Annotated in this window: 14 protein-coding genes; all 14 read left to right on the forward strand. The window is 42.5% G+C overall.

Annotation, left to right across the window (positions count from 1 at the left end; all coding sequences use genetic code 11):
- Window positions 1-76: 76 nt before the first annotated feature.
- A complete protein-coding gene (locus MKY18_RS07700; protein WP_003211680.1) occupies window positions 77-439 on the forward strand; it encodes an Asp23/Gls24 family envelope stress response protein in 363 nt (120 codons plus the stop codon).
- A 15-nt stretch (window positions 440-454) separates the two neighbouring features.
- Window positions 455-2128 (forward strand): DAK2 domain-containing protein, encoded by a 1674-nt coding sequence (locus tag MKY18_RS07705; protein WP_065097262.1) that lies wholly within the window; start codon window positions 455-457, stop codon window positions 2126-2128.
- Window positions 2129-2277: 149 nt separating this feature from the next.
- The gene (sdaAB, locus tag MKY18_RS07710; RefSeq protein WP_003212160.1) at window positions 2278-2940 is read left to right on the forward strand and encodes an L-serine ammonia-lyase, iron-sulfur-dependent subunit beta; all 663 of its coding nucleotides are present in this window, start codon (window positions 2278-2280) and stop codon (window positions 2938-2940) included.
- Between the two features lie 20 nt (window positions 2941-2960).
- Window positions 2961-3863 (forward strand): L-serine ammonia-lyase, iron-sulfur-dependent, subunit alpha, encoded by a 903-nt coding sequence (gene sdaAA / locus MKY18_RS07715; protein WP_012009925.1) that lies wholly within the window; start codon window positions 2961-2963, stop codon window positions 3861-3863.
- Complete coding sequence (gene recG / locus MKY18_RS07720) at window positions 3841-5889, forward strand: ATP-dependent DNA helicase RecG (protein WP_185107234.1); 2049 nt, start codon at window positions 3841-3843, stop codon at window positions 5887-5889. The genes sdaAA and recG overlap by 23 nt, the downstream gene beginning before the upstream one ends.
- A gap of 112 nt (window positions 5890-6001) precedes the next feature.
- A complete protein-coding gene (gene fapR / locus MKY18_RS07725; RefSeq protein ID WP_003210820.1) occupies window positions 6002-6568 on the forward strand; it encodes a transcription factor FapR in 567 nt (188 codons plus the stop codon).
- Between the two features lie 15 nt (window positions 6569-6583).
- The gene (plsX, locus tag MKY18_RS07730) at window positions 6584-7582 is read left to right on the forward strand and encodes a phosphate acyltransferase PlsX (RefSeq protein WP_034662420.1); all 999 of its coding nucleotides are present in this window, start codon (window positions 6584-6586) and stop codon (window positions 7580-7582) included.
- A gap of 15 nt (window positions 7583-7597) precedes the next feature.
- Window positions 7598-8542 carry an ACP S-malonyltransferase gene (fabD, locus tag MKY18_RS07735; protein ID WP_217012537.1) on the forward strand — a complete coding sequence of 315 codons (945 nt, stop codon included), beginning with the start codon at window positions 7598-7600 and terminating at the stop codon, window positions 8540-8542.
- The gene (fabG, locus tag MKY18_RS07740; RefSeq protein ID WP_058014008.1) at window positions 8542-9285 is read left to right on the forward strand and encodes a 3-oxoacyl-[acyl-carrier-protein] reductase; all 744 of its coding nucleotides are present in this window, start codon (window positions 8542-8544) and stop codon (window positions 9283-9285) included. Before fabD ends, fabG begins: the two co-directional genes overlap by 1 nt.
- Before the next feature lie 81 nt (window positions 9286-9366).
- Complete coding sequence (acpP, locus tag MKY18_RS07745; RefSeq protein WP_003212028.1) at window positions 9367-9600, forward strand: acyl carrier protein; 234 nt, start codon at window positions 9367-9369, stop codon at window positions 9598-9600.
- A gap of 184 nt (window positions 9601-9784) precedes the next feature.
- Window positions 9785-10528 (forward strand): ribonuclease III, encoded by a 744-nt coding sequence (gene rnc, locus MKY18_RS07750; RefSeq protein WP_044141936.1) that lies wholly within the window; start codon window positions 9785-9787, stop codon window positions 10526-10528.
- A 105-nt stretch (window positions 10529-10633) separates the two neighbouring features.
- Entirely contained in the window at window positions 10634-14194 is a 3561-nt protein-coding gene (smc, locus tag MKY18_RS07755) for a chromosome segregation protein SMC (protein WP_106067457.1), read from the forward strand.
- Window positions 14195-14216: 22 nt separating this feature from the next.
- Window positions 14217-15203, forward strand: a complete 987-nt coding sequence (gene ftsY / locus MKY18_RS07760; protein WP_034662411.1) for a signal recognition particle-docking protein FtsY — start codon at window positions 14217-14219, stop codon at window positions 15201-15203.
- 142 nt (window positions 15204-15345) lie between these two features.
- Window positions 15346-15678: a putative DNA-binding protein gene (locus tag MKY18_RS07765; protein WP_044141934.1), complete on the forward strand. Its 333-nt coding sequence runs from the start codon at window positions 15346-15348 to the stop codon at window positions 15676-15678.
- Window positions 15679-15683: the final 5 nt, after the last annotated feature.

Raw genomic sequence — 15683 nt, forward strand, 5'->3', positions numbered from 1 at the left:
GATTTCTTTTAAAAAGAAGGGTCTTATAGTAAAATAGTGATAACTCAGGGCAATTTCTCAAAAAGGGGGAACCAATGTGTCCATTGAACTTAGAACGAAATACGGACAAATTGATATATCAAATGAAGTCATTGCAATGGTGGCAGGAGGCGCTGCGATCGATTGCTATGGTATTGTTGGGATGGCGTCCAAAAATCAAATCAAGGACGGCTTGACGGATATTCTCCGTAAAGAGAACTTCAGCCGGGGTGTTCTTGTGCGTCAAAAAGAAGACCGCATTCATATTGATATGTACATCATCGTCAGCTACGGTACAAAAATATCAGAAGTCGCACATAATGTTCAAACGAAAGTCAAATATACGATTTCTCACACAGTTGGACTTTCTGTTGATTCGGTCAACATTTATGTACAAGGAGTAAGAGTTACGAACCCGTAGTAAGGAGGAAATATATTGTCTATTAGAAATCTTGATGGCCGCTCATTTGCAAAAATGATTCTTGCAGGTGCTCACCATCTTTCTCAAAACGCACAAATTGTGGATGCGTTAAATGTTTTTCCAGTGCCAGACGGAGACACGGGGACAAATATGAATTTGTCAATGACTTCAGGGGCAAAAGCAGTTGAAGAAACAAATACCGATCATATTGGGAAGGTCGGCGTGGCCTTGTCAAAAGGGCTATTGATGGGCGCAAGAGGAAACTCAGGCGTAATCCTATCACAGCTCTTTAGAGGTTTCAGTAAAAATATAGAACAAAAAGAGACGATTGACGCCAAAGAATTTGCCCTTGCCTTGCAGGCCGGTGTTGATACAGCCTATAAAGCCGTGATGAAACCGATTGAAGGGACCATCTTAACGGTCGCAAAGGATGCAGCAAAGAAAGCGGTTGCTGTTTCAGCAACCGAAAATGACATTGACCGCGTTCTTGAGTTAACGATTGAGGAAGCGAGAGCATCACTTGATCGAACGCCAGATCTACTTCCTGTTTTAAAAGAAGTAGGCGTTGTCGATAGTGGAGGTAAGGGACTTCTCTGCGTATATGAAGGTTTCCTTGCTTCATTAAGAGGAGAGGATCTCCATCTGAAAGCGGCCTCTTTGCCAACGTTAAAAGAACTTGTCAGTGCAGAGCATCATAAAAGTGCACAAAGCCATATGAACACTGAAGATATTGAATTTGGTTATTGTACTGAATTTATGGTGAAATTTGAAGAAGACAAACAGTCCTTTGATGAGAATGCCTTCAGAGAAGACTTAAGCGAATTCGGAGATTCACTACTTGTGGTATCTGATGAAACGCTGGCGAAAGTTCATATTCATGCAGAGCAGCCTGGAGATGTCTTATCCTATGCACAGCGCTACGGCAGCCTGATCAATATGAAAATTGAAAACATGAGAGAGCAGCATAGCTCGATTGTGAACGAAGAAAAAGAACATGCGCCCGCTGCACCAAAGGCACCTGCTGCTGAAAAACAGCGCTTTGGAGTCGTCAGTGTCGCAATGGGAGAAGGAATTGCTGACTTGTTTAAAAGTATCGGAGCTTCCGTCGTCATTGAAGGCGGACAGACAATGAACCCGAGCACAGAAGACATTGTCACAGCAATTGAAAGCGTACATGCCGAAACCGTCTTTATCTTACCTAATAATTCTAATATTGTCATGGCAGCGAAACAGGCGGCAACTGTCTCAAGTCGTGAGGTTGTTGTCATTCCAACGAAGACCGTTCCTCAAGGAATGTCGGCACTTCTTTCTCTCAATGAAGCAGCTTCAAATGAAGACAACGAAGCGGCGATGCTAGAAGCGATTGACCACGTGAAAAGCGGCCAAATTACCTTTGCGGTGAGAGATACCCAAATTGATGGAATCGACATTGCCAAAGGAGATTATATGGGTCTCTTTAACGGAAAAATCACCTTAACTGCGAAAAATCAATTAGATGCAGCAAAAGAACTTTTGACCAACATGGTGACAGAAGATGATGAGATTGTTACGATCATTAAAGGAGAAGATGCATCATCTGAAGAGATGGATCAGTTAGAAGCCTTTATTGAAGAAACATTTGAAGATATAGAAGTTGAAGTCCACGATGGAAAGCAGCCGCTTTATTCATATATTTTGGCTGTGGAATAACGAAAGAAGGGCAAATAAAGCCCTTCTTCTTCTTTTGCAATTTTTTACTAACGATTCAACGGTGAAATGAGTTGCGGGAAACGATTGAATCCATTAGTCTAAAGAAAGAACCAAACCAATATGTGAGTGGTTATGAGAGGGGAAGACCTATGAAATTTAGAAGTGTGTTTGATATTATTGGACCCGTCATGATTGGTCCATCAAGTTCGCACACAGCGGGTGCGGCTCGAATAGGAAGAGTGGCTCGCAGCTTATTTGGAAGAGAACCGAAGCGAATAGTCGTTTCATTTTATGGCTCTTTTAAAGATACGTATAAAGGACATGGTACAGATGTCGCCATGATCGGCGGCGTTCTTGACTTTGATACATTTGATGAACGCATCAAAACAGCGATCGATATTGCAAAAAGCAAAGGGATCGACATTGAATTTAAAGAAGAAGATGCGGTACCAGCGCATCCGAATACAGCAAAAGTAGAGATATCAGATGCGAACGGAAGCCTTGAATTAATCGGGATTTCCATCGGCGGTGGTAAAATTGAAATTACTGAACTGAATGGCTTTGAGCTCAGACTTTCAGGAAATCATCCTGCCATTCTTGTGGTTCATAACGATCGCTACGGCACGATTGCGGCAGTTGCCAACGTGTTAGCGAAATTTGCCATCAACATCGGTCATATGGAAGTGGCGCGTAAAGATGTCGGGCAAGAGGCTCTGATGACCATCGAAGTGGATCAAAATATTGACCCAGCTGCCTTATCAGAGCTTGAAACGCTGCCAAACATTATTCAAGTCACACAAATTGCAGAGTAACAACAAGGAGGTTATAAATGATGTTTAAAAACGTCAAAGAACTCGTGCAGCTAACAGAAGAACGCAATACCTCCATTTCAGAAATCATGATTACGCAAGAAATGGAAGTGACAGGGAAGTCGCGTGAAGATATTTTTTCCCAGATGTACCGCAACCTAGAAGTGATGGAGCAGGCCGTAGAAAACGGGCTGAAAGGTGTGAAATCATTATCCGGTTTAACAGGCGGAGATGCGGTCAAACTTCAAGCGTATATCGCATCAGGCAAAACACTGTCTGGTCATACGATATTAGATGCTGTTAGTAAGGCAGTGGCAACAAATGAAGTCAATGCCGCAATGGGGACGATCTGTGCAACGCCTACAGCAGGCTCAGCAGGTGTTGTGCCAGGTACATTATTTGCAGTAAAACAAACATTAAAGCCAACAAAGGAACAAATGGTCAGATTCCTATTCACTTCTGGTGCATTTGGTTTTGTTGTGGCCAATAATGCGAGCATCTCTGGTGCAGCAGGCGGCTGTCAGGCTGAGGTAGGTTCAGCCTCGGGGATGGCGGCAGCAGCCATTGTCGAAATGGCAGGCGGTACACCTCAGCAATCGGCTGAAGCAATGGCGATTACACTGAAAAATATGCTTGGACTTGTTTGTGACCCAGTAGCTGGACTTGTCGAGGTACCGTGCGTAAAACGAAACGCAATGGGTGCATCAAATGCGATGATCGCAGCAGATATGGCACTTGCCGGCATCACAAGCCGTATCCCATGTGATGAAGTCATTGATGCGATGTATAAAATCGGTCAAACCATGCCAACGGCACTTCGCGAAACAGCACAAGGCGGACTTGCTGCAACACCGACAGCAAGAGAGCTTGAAAAGAAGATTTTCGGAGGTGTGACCTCATCTCGTGATACAGAAACTGCAAGATAACGTCTCTGTCCTCAAGGGGATTGGAGAAGAAACCGAAAAAACACTCAATGAACTTGGAATTCACACAGTAGCCGATTTACTTGGCTACTTTCCTTATCGATATGACGACTATGAGCTTCGTAATTTAGAAGAAGTAAAGCATGACGAACGTGTCACAGTTGAAGGAAAAGTGCACAGTGAGCCCGTCCTCACCTATTATGGAAAAAAACGAAGCAGGCTGACATTCAGGCTGCTTGTCGGGCGTTTTCTCATCACAGCGATTTGCTTCAATCGCCCTTATTTAAAACGAAGCCTTGTGTTAGGTGATACGGTATCCGTCACTGGGAAATGGGATAAAAACCGTCAATCCATCATGGTGCAGGAATTTAAAAAAGGGACGCACGAGCAAGATGGCAGTATAGAGCCTGTTTATTCAGTAAAAGAAAATGTAACCGTGAAGATGATGAGGCGTTTTGTAAAACAAGCCTTGACACTTTATGTAGATAAAGCTGAAGATCCACTGCCAAAGCAGCTTGTCTCTACCTATAAACTCATGTCCTATCAGGAAGCATTAAAAACCATTCACCTGCCAGAAACAAGAGACTCGCTCAAGCAAGCAAGACGACGCTTTGTGTACGAGGAATTTCTTATTTTCCAGCTGAAGATGCAGACCATCAGAAAGAAAGAGCGAGAAAAAACATCGGGCATCCAGCACCCGTTTTCTAAAGACGCTGTTTTTGAGTTTGTTCACAGCCTGCCATTTCCGCTGACGAAGGCACAATCAAGAGTGCTAGATGAAATTATGTCTGATATGGCGTCCCCGTACCGGATGAACCGTCTGCTTCAAGGGGATGTAGGTTCAGGGAAAACAGCTGTTGCAGCTATTGCACTATATGCCGCTCATTTATCAGGCTATCAAGGTGCATTGATGGTCCCAACAGAGATTTTGGCAGAGCAGCATGCAGATTCCCTTTATCAGCTGTTTGAAAAATGGGGACTAAATATCGCTCTACTAACAAGCTCTGTAAAAGGAAAGCGCCGCAGAGAATTGCTGGAACGTCTAAAAGAGGGCGAGATTGATATATTAGTCGGAACGCATGCGCTCATCCAAGATGAAGTCGAATTTCAGCAGCTCGGTCTTGTTATCACAGATGAGCAGCACCGGTTTGGCGTCGAACAAAGGAAAAAACTAAGAAGTAAAGGGCAGGACCCAGATGTCTTATTCATGACTGCCACACCTATTCCGCGCACACTTGCGATCACTGTTTTTGGAGAAATGGACGTTTCCGTCATTGATGAATTACCAGCCGGCAGAAAACAGATCGAAACGTATTGGGTCAAGCATGACATGCTTGAGAGGATTCTTGCATTTGTGGATAAAGAGCTAAAAAAAGGAAGACAGGCATATATTATTTGTCCACTTATAGAAGAATCTGACAAGCTGGATGTACAAAATGCGATTGATGTCCACAGCATGCTGACAGAGGCATACCGCGGTAAGTGGTCGATCGGCTTAATGCACGGGAAACTAGCAAGCGATGAAAAAGATCAGGTGATGAGAGACTTTACAGCAAATGAAGTACAAATTCTCGTTTCAACCACAGTCGTTGAAGTGGGCGTCAACGTGCCGAATGCCACCATCATGGTCATTTACGATGCAGACCGCTTCGGACTGTCTCAGCTTCATCAGCTCAGAGGCCGGGTTGGACGCGGAGAGCATCAATCATTTTGTGTTTTAATGGCGGATCCAAAATCGGAAACCGGGAAAGAGCGGATGAGGATTATGTCCGAAACAACCGACGGCTTTGAGCTGTCTGAAAAAGACTTAGAGCTAAGAGGACCCGGTGATTTCTTCGGTAAAAAACAAAGCGGAATGCCTGAATTTAAAGTAGCAGATATGGTTCATGACTACAGAGCACTGGAAACCGCTAGAAAAGATGCGGCAGAACTTGTGCAATCAGATGCATTTTGGACAGATCCCGAATACAAAGAACTTCGGCAAACACTTGTAGACAGCGGGGTGCTGGGCGGAGATAAATTAAGCTGATCAAGCGCTGGAGGAATTTTCTTGTCTTTTTGAAACAAGGATTGATTTATCATCTATGAGATTATATACTACTATTAGTACCTAGTCATAAATGTACGGATGGTGTCTGCATATGAAACTAAATAAAAAAGAACGTCAAAAGCTTCTCCAGCAAACGATCAGCTCGACTCCGTTCATTACTGATGAAGAATTGGCAAGTAAATTCGGTGTAAGCATTCAAACGGTTCGTCTTGATCGTTTGGAACTGTCAATTCCTGAATTACGCGAAAGAATTAAGCATGTGGCCGAAAAGACATTAGAGGATGAAGTGAAGTCACTTCCGCTGGATGAAGTGATTGGAGAAATGATTGATGTAGAGCTTGATGACCAAGCCATTTCCATTTTAGAAGTGAGAAAAGAGCATGTATTTAGCCGAAACCAAATTGCCAGGGGACATCATCTCTTCGCCCAGGCAAATTCGCTTGCAGTAGCGGTCATTGACGATGAACTGGCTTTAACAGCAAAAGCGAATATTAAATTTACAAGGCAGGTTAAACAAGGCGAACGAGTTGTCTCAAAAGCCAAAGTAGCCTCGCATGATAAAGAAAAAGGCAGAACTGTAGTTGAAGTAAACAGCTATGTCGGTGAGGAAGTTGTCTTCTCAGGTGACTTCGTCATGTATCGCTCAAAACAAAAGTAAAAGGTGGCACGTAATATGAGAATTGCAGTCGATGCAATGGGGGGAGACCATGCCCCTAAAGCCATTATTGACGGTGTGCAAAAAAGCTTAACGGCATTTTCAGATATCGAGATTACACTTGTCGGCGATGAAAATAAAATCAAACCATACATAACAAATAACGAGCGCATCACGATTTTAGATGCAAAAGAAGTCATTGAACCAACAGATGAACCAGTGCGTGCAGTCAGGCGTAAAAAGGATTCATCTATGGTGAAAATGGCGCAAGAAGTATCCGAAGGACGAGCAGATGCTTGTATTTCAGCAGGAAACACTGGCGCACTCATGACAGCAGGACTGTTTATCGTAGGAAGAATTGATGGCATCGATAGACCGGCACTTGCTCCAACACTGCCAACACTTGATGGCAGCGGGTTTTTATTACTAGATGTCGGCGCAAACGTTGATGCCAAACCAGAACACCTAATGCAATATGCCATGATGGGTTCAATCTACGCAGAGCGTGTTTTTCCAAAGAGCAATCCGCGTGTAGGATTGTTAAATGTAGGAACAGAAGATAAAAAAGGAAACGATCTCACGAAAAAAACCTTTGAATTGTTAAAAGCATCAGACTTGAATTTCGTAGGAAATGTGGAGTCTCGTGATTTACTAGAAGGTGTAGCTGATGTAGTTGTCACAGATGGTTTCACAGGAAATATCGCCCTGAAAACGATTGAAGGCACAGCTCTTTCTGTATTTAAAATGCTGAAAGAAACATTAACATCCAGCTTTACAGCAAAAATAGCGGCTGGCATGATGAAGCCGAAATTGATGCAGATGAAATCTAAAATGGATTACTCCGAATATGGTGGTGCCGCTTTATTTGGTTTAAAGGCACCTGTCATTAAAGCGCACGGTTCCTCTGATGAAAACGCCATTTTTCATGCCATTCGTCAGGCACGTGATATTGTAGAAAAAGATGTTTCAGCCATCATTCATCAAGAAGTCCAAAAAGAAACCACGAACGAGTCTTAATGGAGGTATAGCAGCATGACTAAAATTGCATTTTTATTCCCTGGCCAAGGCTCTCAAAAAATTGGCATGGGAAAAGATTTATTTGACCAAGAAGCAGTATCTAAAGCTGTATTTGAAGAAGCAGACAAGACCCTCGGTTTTGACTTATCTTCAATGATTTTTGAAGGAGATGCAGAAGAACTGACGCTCACTTATAACGCGCAGCCAGCTCTTTTAACGACAAGTATCGCCATCTTAAAGAAATTTGAAGAGAGCGGAATCAAAGCAGATTACGCAGCAGGACATAGCCTTGGTGAATATACGGCCCTCGTTGCAGCAGGCGCACTTTCGTTTCAAGATGCTGTGTATGCCGTAAGAAAGCGCGGCGAATTAATGAATGAGGCTGTTCCAGCAGGAGAAGGCGCTATGGCAGCGATCCTTGGCTTAGATCAAGCTGCGCTTTTAGAAGTGACAAAAGAAGTGACAGAGAGCGGTCATCTTGTAGAACTCGCTAACTTAAACTGTCCTGGTCAAATCGTGATCTCTGGTACAGCAAAAGGTGTCGAACTCGCTTCAGAGAAAGCGAAAGAAAAAGGCGCAAAACGTGCGATTGCCCTTGAAGTGAGTGGACCTTTCCATTCTGCCTTAATGAAACCAGCCGCTGAAAAATTCACAGGTGTTCTGTCAAAGCTAAACATTACAGATGCCAAAACTCCAGTGATCTCAAATGTGACAGCAGACATCGTTACATCTCGTGATGCTATTGAGACAAAGCTCATTGAACAATTGTATTCTCCTGTTCGATTTGAAGAAAGCGTGGAACGTCTGATTGATTTGGGCGTGACAACGTTTATTGAAATTGGCCCGGGCAAAGTGCTTTCAGGTCTTGTGAAAAAGGTCAATCGCCGCCTGACAACCATTTCAGTTTCAGATCAGGAAACAATTGAAGCAGCCATTGAAACATTGAAGGAGGATTCTTGATGCTTACAAATAAAACAGCCGTTGTAACAGGTGCATCACGCGGGATTGGCCGTTCCATCGCGATCGATTTAGCAAAGAATGGTGCGAATGTTGTCGTCAACTATTCTGGAAACGAAGCAAAAGCAAATGAAGTCGTAGACGAAATCAAAGCACTTGGCCAGCAGGCATTTGCCGTTAAAGCTGATGTTTCAAATGCTGAAGAAGTACAAGCACTCATGAAACAAGCGATTGACACATTTGGTTCAATTGACATCCTTGTCAATAATGCAGGGATCACAAAGGATAACCTGCTCATGAGAATGAAAGAAAATGAATGGGATGACGTCATTAACATAAACTTAAAAGGTGTCTTTAACTGTACAAAAGCCGTGACACGTCAAATGATGAAACAGCGCAGCGGAAGAATCATCAACTTGGCTTCGGTAGTTGGCGTATGTGGAAATCCTGGACAAGCAAACTATGTTGCAGCAAAAGCTGGTGTCATCGGATTAACGAAAACAACAGCAAAAGAGCTGGCAACCCGTCATATTACAGTCAATGCAGTAGCACCAGGCTTTATTTCAACAGATATGACAGACAAGCTTGATGAGAATGTACAGACTGAAATGCTCAAACAAATCCCGCTTGCACGCTTTGGTGCACCTGAAGATATTAGCAACGTTGTTGTCTTTTTAGCTTCAGAAGGAGCAGGTTATATTACAGGCCAAACCATCCAAGTAGATGGCGGAATGGTCATGTCCTAAGAAATATCAAAATTTCATTAGGTTTTCTCTAGTTTTTTAAAAACGAATCAACTATAATACTTTGAGGGGAGGTGAAAGGCAATGGCAGACGTATTAGAGCGTGTATCAAAAATTATTGTAGACCGCCTTGGCGTTGATGAGGCTGACGTGAAAATGGAAGCTTCATTTAAAGAAGATTTAGGCGCTGATTCCCTTGATGTAGTTGAGCTAGTTATGGAACTTGAAGATGAGTTCGATATGGAAATTTCTGACGAAGATGCTGAAAAAATTGCAACAGTCGGTGACGCTGTGAACTACATAAATAGCCAGCAATAAGCGTAACAAAGTCCCGTCTGTTTTCATGACGGGACTTTCAAAATTTATGTTAGTTTCAACATATTCAGCTGATCAATAGTCAGCCTTTTTCAGATGCTAAGGAGCAATGTTTCCTTGCATGTAGAAAGAGAGACTCCATATAATCAGTATCCTTAAAGGCGATTAAGCCTACCTGGAGGTTGCTATGCCAAAACACTATAAAGACAAACAGAAACAGAGCAAAAAACTAGAGCAATTTAGAGAATTCCAGCAGCGCATTTCTGTACACTTTCAAAATGAAAAACTTCTATATCAAGCGTTTACGCATTCCTCTTATGTGAATGAACACCGGAAAAAGCCATACGAGGATAATGAAAGACTTGAATTTCTAGGAGATGCTGTTTTAGAATTGACCATCTCTCAATTTTTATTTGCGAAATATCCTGCGATGAGCGAGGGAGATTTAACAAAACTAAGAGCAGCGATCGTATGTGAACCGTCACTTGTGTCTCTAGCACATGAGCTGTCCTTCGGAGAACTTGTTCTTTTAGGAAAAGGCGAAGAAATGACAGGCGGGAGAAAACGCCCAGCACTTTTAGCGGACGTATTCGAGGCGTTTATCGGAGCACTTTATTTAGATCAAGGGCTTGAGCCAGTGGAGCGATTCCTAGAAGCCTATGTTTATCCAAAAATTAATGATGGAGCGTTCTCGCATGTCATGGACTTTAAAAGCCAGCTGCAAGAATTCGTTCAGCGCGATGGAAAAGGTGTACTCGAATACCACATCCTGCATGAAAAAGGACCAGCACACAACCGGGAATTTGAAGCAAATGTCTCCCTTCGAGGAGAAGTGCTTGGAATTGGAAATGGCCGCAGTAAAAAAGAAGCAGAACAGCATGCTGCACAGGAAGCACTTGCTAAATTGCAGAAACATCATATGAACCAATAAAATCCCCCTCGTCATTCAGGGGGATTTCACTCTGTTTTCCATCATCTTTTTTCACTTCATATGGTAAGATAATAGTACTTTAAATACATAAGGAGGATCACTCTCATGTTCCTCAAACGTTTAGACGTGATAGGATTCAAATCTTTTGCACAGCGAGTGACCGTGGACTTTGTCAAAGGGGTCACCGCTGTTGTTGGACCAAACGGAAGCGGCAAAAGTAATATTACCGATGCTATCCGCTGGGTACTTGGAGAACAATCAGCGAAAAGCCTCCGCGGAGGAAAAATGGAAGACATCATTTTTGCAGGAAGCGACTCAAGAAAAAGAGTCAATCTAGCAGAAGTGACTTTAACATTAGATAACGAAGATCACTTTTTACCGATCGATTTTCACGAAGTCAGTGTGACAAGAAGAGTCTATCGTTCAGGAGAAAGTGAATTTCTCATAAACAATCAATCTGTCCGCTTAAAAGATATTATTGATCTTTTCATGGATTCAGGTCTTGGAAAGGAAGCTTTTTCGATCATCAGCCAAGGGAAGGTAGAAGAAATTCTATCTAGTAAGGCAGAAGAGAGAAGAAGCATTTTTGAAGAAGCGGCTGGTGTTTTGAAATATAAAACAAGAAAGAAAAAAGCCGAGAATAAACTGTTTGAAACGCAGGACAACTTAAACCGAGTAGAAGATATTCTGCATGAACTAGAAGATCAAGTAGAACCATTAAGAATGCAGGCATCTATTGCAAAGGACTATTTGCAAAAAAAAGAAGAGCTTGAAAATGTCGAAATCGCCTTAACTGTCCATGACATCGAAGCACTTCATGAAAAATGGACAACACTTGGTGAAGCTGTCGAGCGCTTCAAACAAGATGAAATGAAGCAATCCACAGATATTCAAGCAAAAGAAGCCAAAATTGAAGAATCAAGAGACCGCATTCAAGCACTTGACGAATCAATCAATGACCTGCAAGAAGTTCTTCTTTTCACAAGTGAGGAGTTAGAAAAGCTTGAAGGTAAAAAAGAAGTACTAAAAGAACGGAAGAAAAATGCTGCCGCAAACCAAGGACAGCTAGAAGAAACGCTCATTCGCTTAACTGAAAAGCAGGCGCAGCTAACCGAGAAGATTCAGCAGCAAAAAATTACGCGGGACAGCCTTCAAAAAGAAGTGCAGCAGCTAAAAGATGAAGTGAAAACAAAGCAGCATCAACTGTCGCTTCATAGTGAAGATGTAGAAGGTCAAATTGAACAGCTAAAAAGCGATTATTTTGATCTGCTCAATGAACAGGCTTCTATCCGCAATGAACGAAAATTGTTAGAAGAACAGCAGCGCCAAGCGGCTATGCAGCTGGATCGGCTCACGCAAAACAACCAAAAACACATTGAAGAACGTGTGTCTGTCAAAGAGAAAAAAACAGAGGCTGAGCAGCAGCTTTCAGCCCTAGAAGAAGACATTCTAGCTCAAGTCAAGCGTTTTAGAGAAGCGGAACAAAAGCTTGAGCAAATGAAACGTCAATACGAGAAAAAAGAAACGGCTCTTTACCAAGCCTATCAATATGTTCAGCAGGCAAAATCAAAAAAAGAGATGCTAGAATCCATGCAGGAAGACTTCTCAGGCTTTTTCCAAGGAGTAAAAGAGGTCTTAAAGGCAAAAGAGCGGTTAGGTGGTATTCACGGTGCCATTGCAGAGCTAATTCAAACAGATCAGCAGCATGAGACAGCGATTGAAATCGCGTTAGGTGCAGCAACGCAGCACGTCGTCACAGAAAACGAAGCCGCAGCGCGACAAGCAATTGCATACTTAAAGCAGCATTCCTTTGGACGTGCGACCTTCCTGCCAATGAATGTGATCAAAGAAAGAACCATTCAGCATAGAGACGTCCAAACAGCCGAGCAACACGCTGCATTTATCGGTGTAGCGAGTCACCTTGTTTCCTTTGACGAAAAGTATCAAAAGGTGATTCAGAACTTGCTTGGAACGGTTCTGATCGTTAAAGACTTAAAAGGCGCCAATGAACTGGCAAAAATGCTTGGTCATCGCTATCGCATCGTGACCCTTGATGGAGATGTTGTGAACCCCGGCGGTTCAATGACCGGTGGCGGTGTAAAGAAAAAGAACAACTCCCTTCTTTCAAGAAACCGAGAAATCGAAACATTAACAAAGCAGCTCGTTGAAATGGAAGAAAAAACAACGATCCTTGAAAAGGAAACAAAAGAAACAAAACAATTGATTGCAACAAACGAAAGCCAATTAAACGAACTGCGTCAGCGGGGAGAAACGCTTCGAGAACAGCAGCAAGAGCTCAAAGGGAAGCTATACGAACTGCAAGTAGCTGAAAAAAATATTAATGCTCACCTTGAACTCTATGATCAAGAAAAAGACGAATTGCAGCTGCGTTCTACTGAACTTACGGATAAGGACAAAAAGCAGGCAGCTCTTGAAGTTTCTATAGGGGAGAAATTGACCACCCTAGATCAAGAGATCAATACATTAACAAAGCGTAAGCAGACCCAAAGCTCAACGAAAGAAACCATTTCTGCCGAATTAACTGAACTGAAAATCTCACTTGCCAAAAAAGAGCAGTCCTTAGCAAATGAACAAGAAAAACTTTCGAGCTTAATGGCCGAATTAGAAGAGGCTGAACAAACGCTGACGGAAACAAAAGAAGATCTGTCACTCTTAACAAGTGAAATGACGTCTAGCTCAAGCGGGGCAGAACAGCTGGAAGAAGCGGCGAAAGAGAAACTGGAAAACAAAAACAAAACTACTACACTCATTTCAGAGCGGCGTAAACAGCGTCTTGCTCTTTCTGAAACGTTAGAATTTGCTGAACGTGAACTGAAAGAACAAAAACGCCTTTACAAGCAGCTCAACACAAGCTTAAAAGATGAAGAAATTAAGCTTGGCCGTATGGAAGTTGAGCTCGACAACCTCATCGCTTATTTGAACGAAGAGTATGCTCTTTCGTTTGAAGGGGCAAAAGAGATGTATCATCTAACGTTATCGCCAGATGAAGCAAGAAAAAGAGTGAAGCTGATCAAATTAGCCATTGAAGAGCTAGGAACAGTGAACTTAGGCAGCATTGATGAGTATGAACGAGTAAATGAACGCTATCTCTTCTTAACAGAGCAGCGAAACGATCTGACAGAAGCGAAAAATACATTATTTCAAGTGATCGAAGAAATGGATCAAGAGATGACAAAGCGCTTCTCTGAAACATTCTCGCAAATTCGCGGGCATTTTGAATCAGTTTTCCAAGCATTATTTGGCGGCGGGAAAGCAGATCTTAAGCTGACAGATCCAACCGATTTACTAAACTCTGGCGTTGATATTGTCGCGCAGCCGCCAGGGAAAAAGCTGCAAAACTTAAGCTTGCTTTCAGGCGGAGAGAGAGCATTAACAGCGATCGCTTTACTATTCTCTATTTTAAAAGTCAGACCTGTTCCATTCTGCGTGTTAGATGAGGTAGAAGCGGCGCTTGATGAAGCCAATGTTTTCCGCTTTGCACAATATTTAAAAAAATACAGCGAGGAAACACAATTCATAGTCATTACGCACCGCAAAGGAACAATGGAAGAAGCAGATGTCCTCTACGGTGTTACGATGCAGGAGTCAGGCGTTTCAAAACTTGTATCTGTCAAACTAGAAGAAACGAAAGAGCTTGTCCAGTAATTAAAGGAGGTTTTTGAACCAAATGAGCTTTTTTAAGAAATTAAAAGAAAAATTTACGCAGCAAACCGATTCAGTATCAGAAAAGTTTAAAGATGGTCTTGAAAAAACGAGAAACTCCTTTCAAGGAAGAGTAAACGAACTAATTTCTCGCTACCGTAAAGTCGATGAAGACTTTTTTGAAGAGTTAGAAGAGGTTTTAATCGGCGCGGATGTCGGTTTCACAACGGTGATGGAACTGATTGATGAGCTGAAAAAAGAAGTGAAACTAAGAAACATTCAAGACCCAAGTGAAGTACAATCAGTCATCTCTGAAAAACTGGTTGAAATCTATAATAGCGGAGAGGAACAAATCTCTGCGCTGAATATTGAAGACGGGCGATTAAATATCATTTTATTTGTGGGTGTCAATGGCGTTGGGAAAACAACGACGATCGGCAAACTTGCAAATAAGCTGAAAAATGAAGGGAAATCCGTCATTTTGGCAGCAGGTGATACGTTCCGTGCCGGTGCGATTGAGCAGCTTGAAGTATGGGGAGAGCGTTCAGGTGTCCCTGTTGTTAAACAGACGGCTGGCTCTGATCCAGCAGCGGTGATCTATGATGCCGTTCAATCAGCAAAAGCGAAAAATGCGGATGTCCTTATCTGTGATACAGCAGGAAGACTGCAAAACAAAGTCAACTTGATGAAAGAGCTAGAGAAGGTCAAGAGAGTCATTGAACGTGAGGTTCCAGATGCACCGCATGAAGTGCTACTCGCTCTTGATGCAACAACGGGTCAAAATGCGATGGCACAAGCGAAGGAATTTTCTAAAGCGACGAATGTGACAGGAATTGCTTTAACAAAGCTGGACGGGACTGCAAAAGGCGGGATTGTCCTTGCAATTCGAAATGAGCTAAACATCCCCGTGAAGCTCGTCGGTTTAGGTGAAAAGGTAGACGATCTGCAAGAATTCGATGCAGAATCGTATGTGTATGGATTATTCTCAGACGTGATTGATCAAGAGGACTAACAAAAATGCCGGCAAAAACTGCTGGCATTTTTATTTATACGCCGCTTCATGCAGTGACAAGATAAAAACTTGACACACAGTAGAGAACCGTGTAAACTTAGTTGATGTAAAGGGAATGAACTTAACAAAGGGGAGAGAGCCCATGACGCTTGAAAAAACAACGAGAATGAACTACTTGTTTGACTTCTATCAATCGTTGTTAACCGCAAAGCAAAAGAGCTACATGTCGCTTTACTACCTAGACGATTTTTCCCTCGGTGAAATTGCGGATGAATATGAAGTATCAAGACAGGCTGTTTATGATAATATTAAACGGACTGAAGCGATGCTTGAACAATATGAAGAAAAGCTGCTCTTGTTTAAGAAATTTAAAGATCGTAAAGAACTTCTCAAAAAAATGAGAGAGCTCGTAGCAGATTCCGCTCAGATGGAAGAAGCAGAAGCTTTAATTGAATCGCTTGAGAAATTAGATTAGGAGGC

This window comes from Bacillus sp. FSL R7-0672 (assembly GCF_038601465.1).
GTDB classification, from domain to species: domain Bacteria; phylum Bacillota; class Bacilli; order Bacillales; family Bacillaceae; genus Bacillus; species Bacillus pumilus.

Bases quoted from the DNA above. Each gene is read 5' to 3' on its own strand.
- sdaAB (WP_003212160.1), top strand. From the start codon at position 2,278: ATGAAATTTAGAAGTGTGTTTGATATTATTGGACCCGTCATGATTGGT.
- sdaAA (WP_012009925.1), top strand. From the start codon at position 2,961: ATGTTTAAAAACGTCAAAGAACTCGTGCAGCTAACAGAAGAACGCAAT.
- fapR (WP_003210820.1), top strand. From the start codon at position 6,002: ATGAAACTAAATAAAAAAGAACGTCAAAAGCTTCTCCAGCAAACGATC.
- plsX (WP_034662420.1), top strand. From the start codon at position 6,584: ATGAGAATTGCAGTCGATGCAATGGGGGGAGACCATGCCCCTAAAGCC.
- fabD (WP_217012537.1), top strand. From the start codon at position 7,598: ATGACTAAAATTGCATTTTTATTCCCTGGCCAAGGCTCTCAAAAAATT.
- fabG (WP_058014008.1), top strand. From the start codon at position 8,542: ATGCTTACAAATAAAACAGCCGTTGTAACAGGTGCATCACGCGGGATT.
- acpP (WP_003212028.1), top strand. From the start codon at position 9,367: ATGGCAGACGTATTAGAGCGTGTATCAAAAATTATTGTAGACCGCCTT.
- rnc (WP_044141936.1), top strand. From the start codon at position 9,785: ATGCCAAAACACTATAAAGACAAACAGAAACAGAGCAAAAAACTAGAG.
- smc (WP_106067457.1), top strand. From the start codon at position 10,634: ATGTTCCTCAAACGTTTAGACGTGATAGGATTCAAATCTTTTGCACAG.
- ftsY (WP_034662411.1), top strand. From the start codon at position 14,217: ATGAGCTTTTTTAAGAAATTAAAAGAAAAATTTACGCAGCAAACCGAT.
- MKY18_RS07765 (WP_044141934.1), top strand. From the start codon at position 15,346: ATGACGCTTGAAAAAACAACGAGAATGAACTACTTGTTTGACTTCTAT.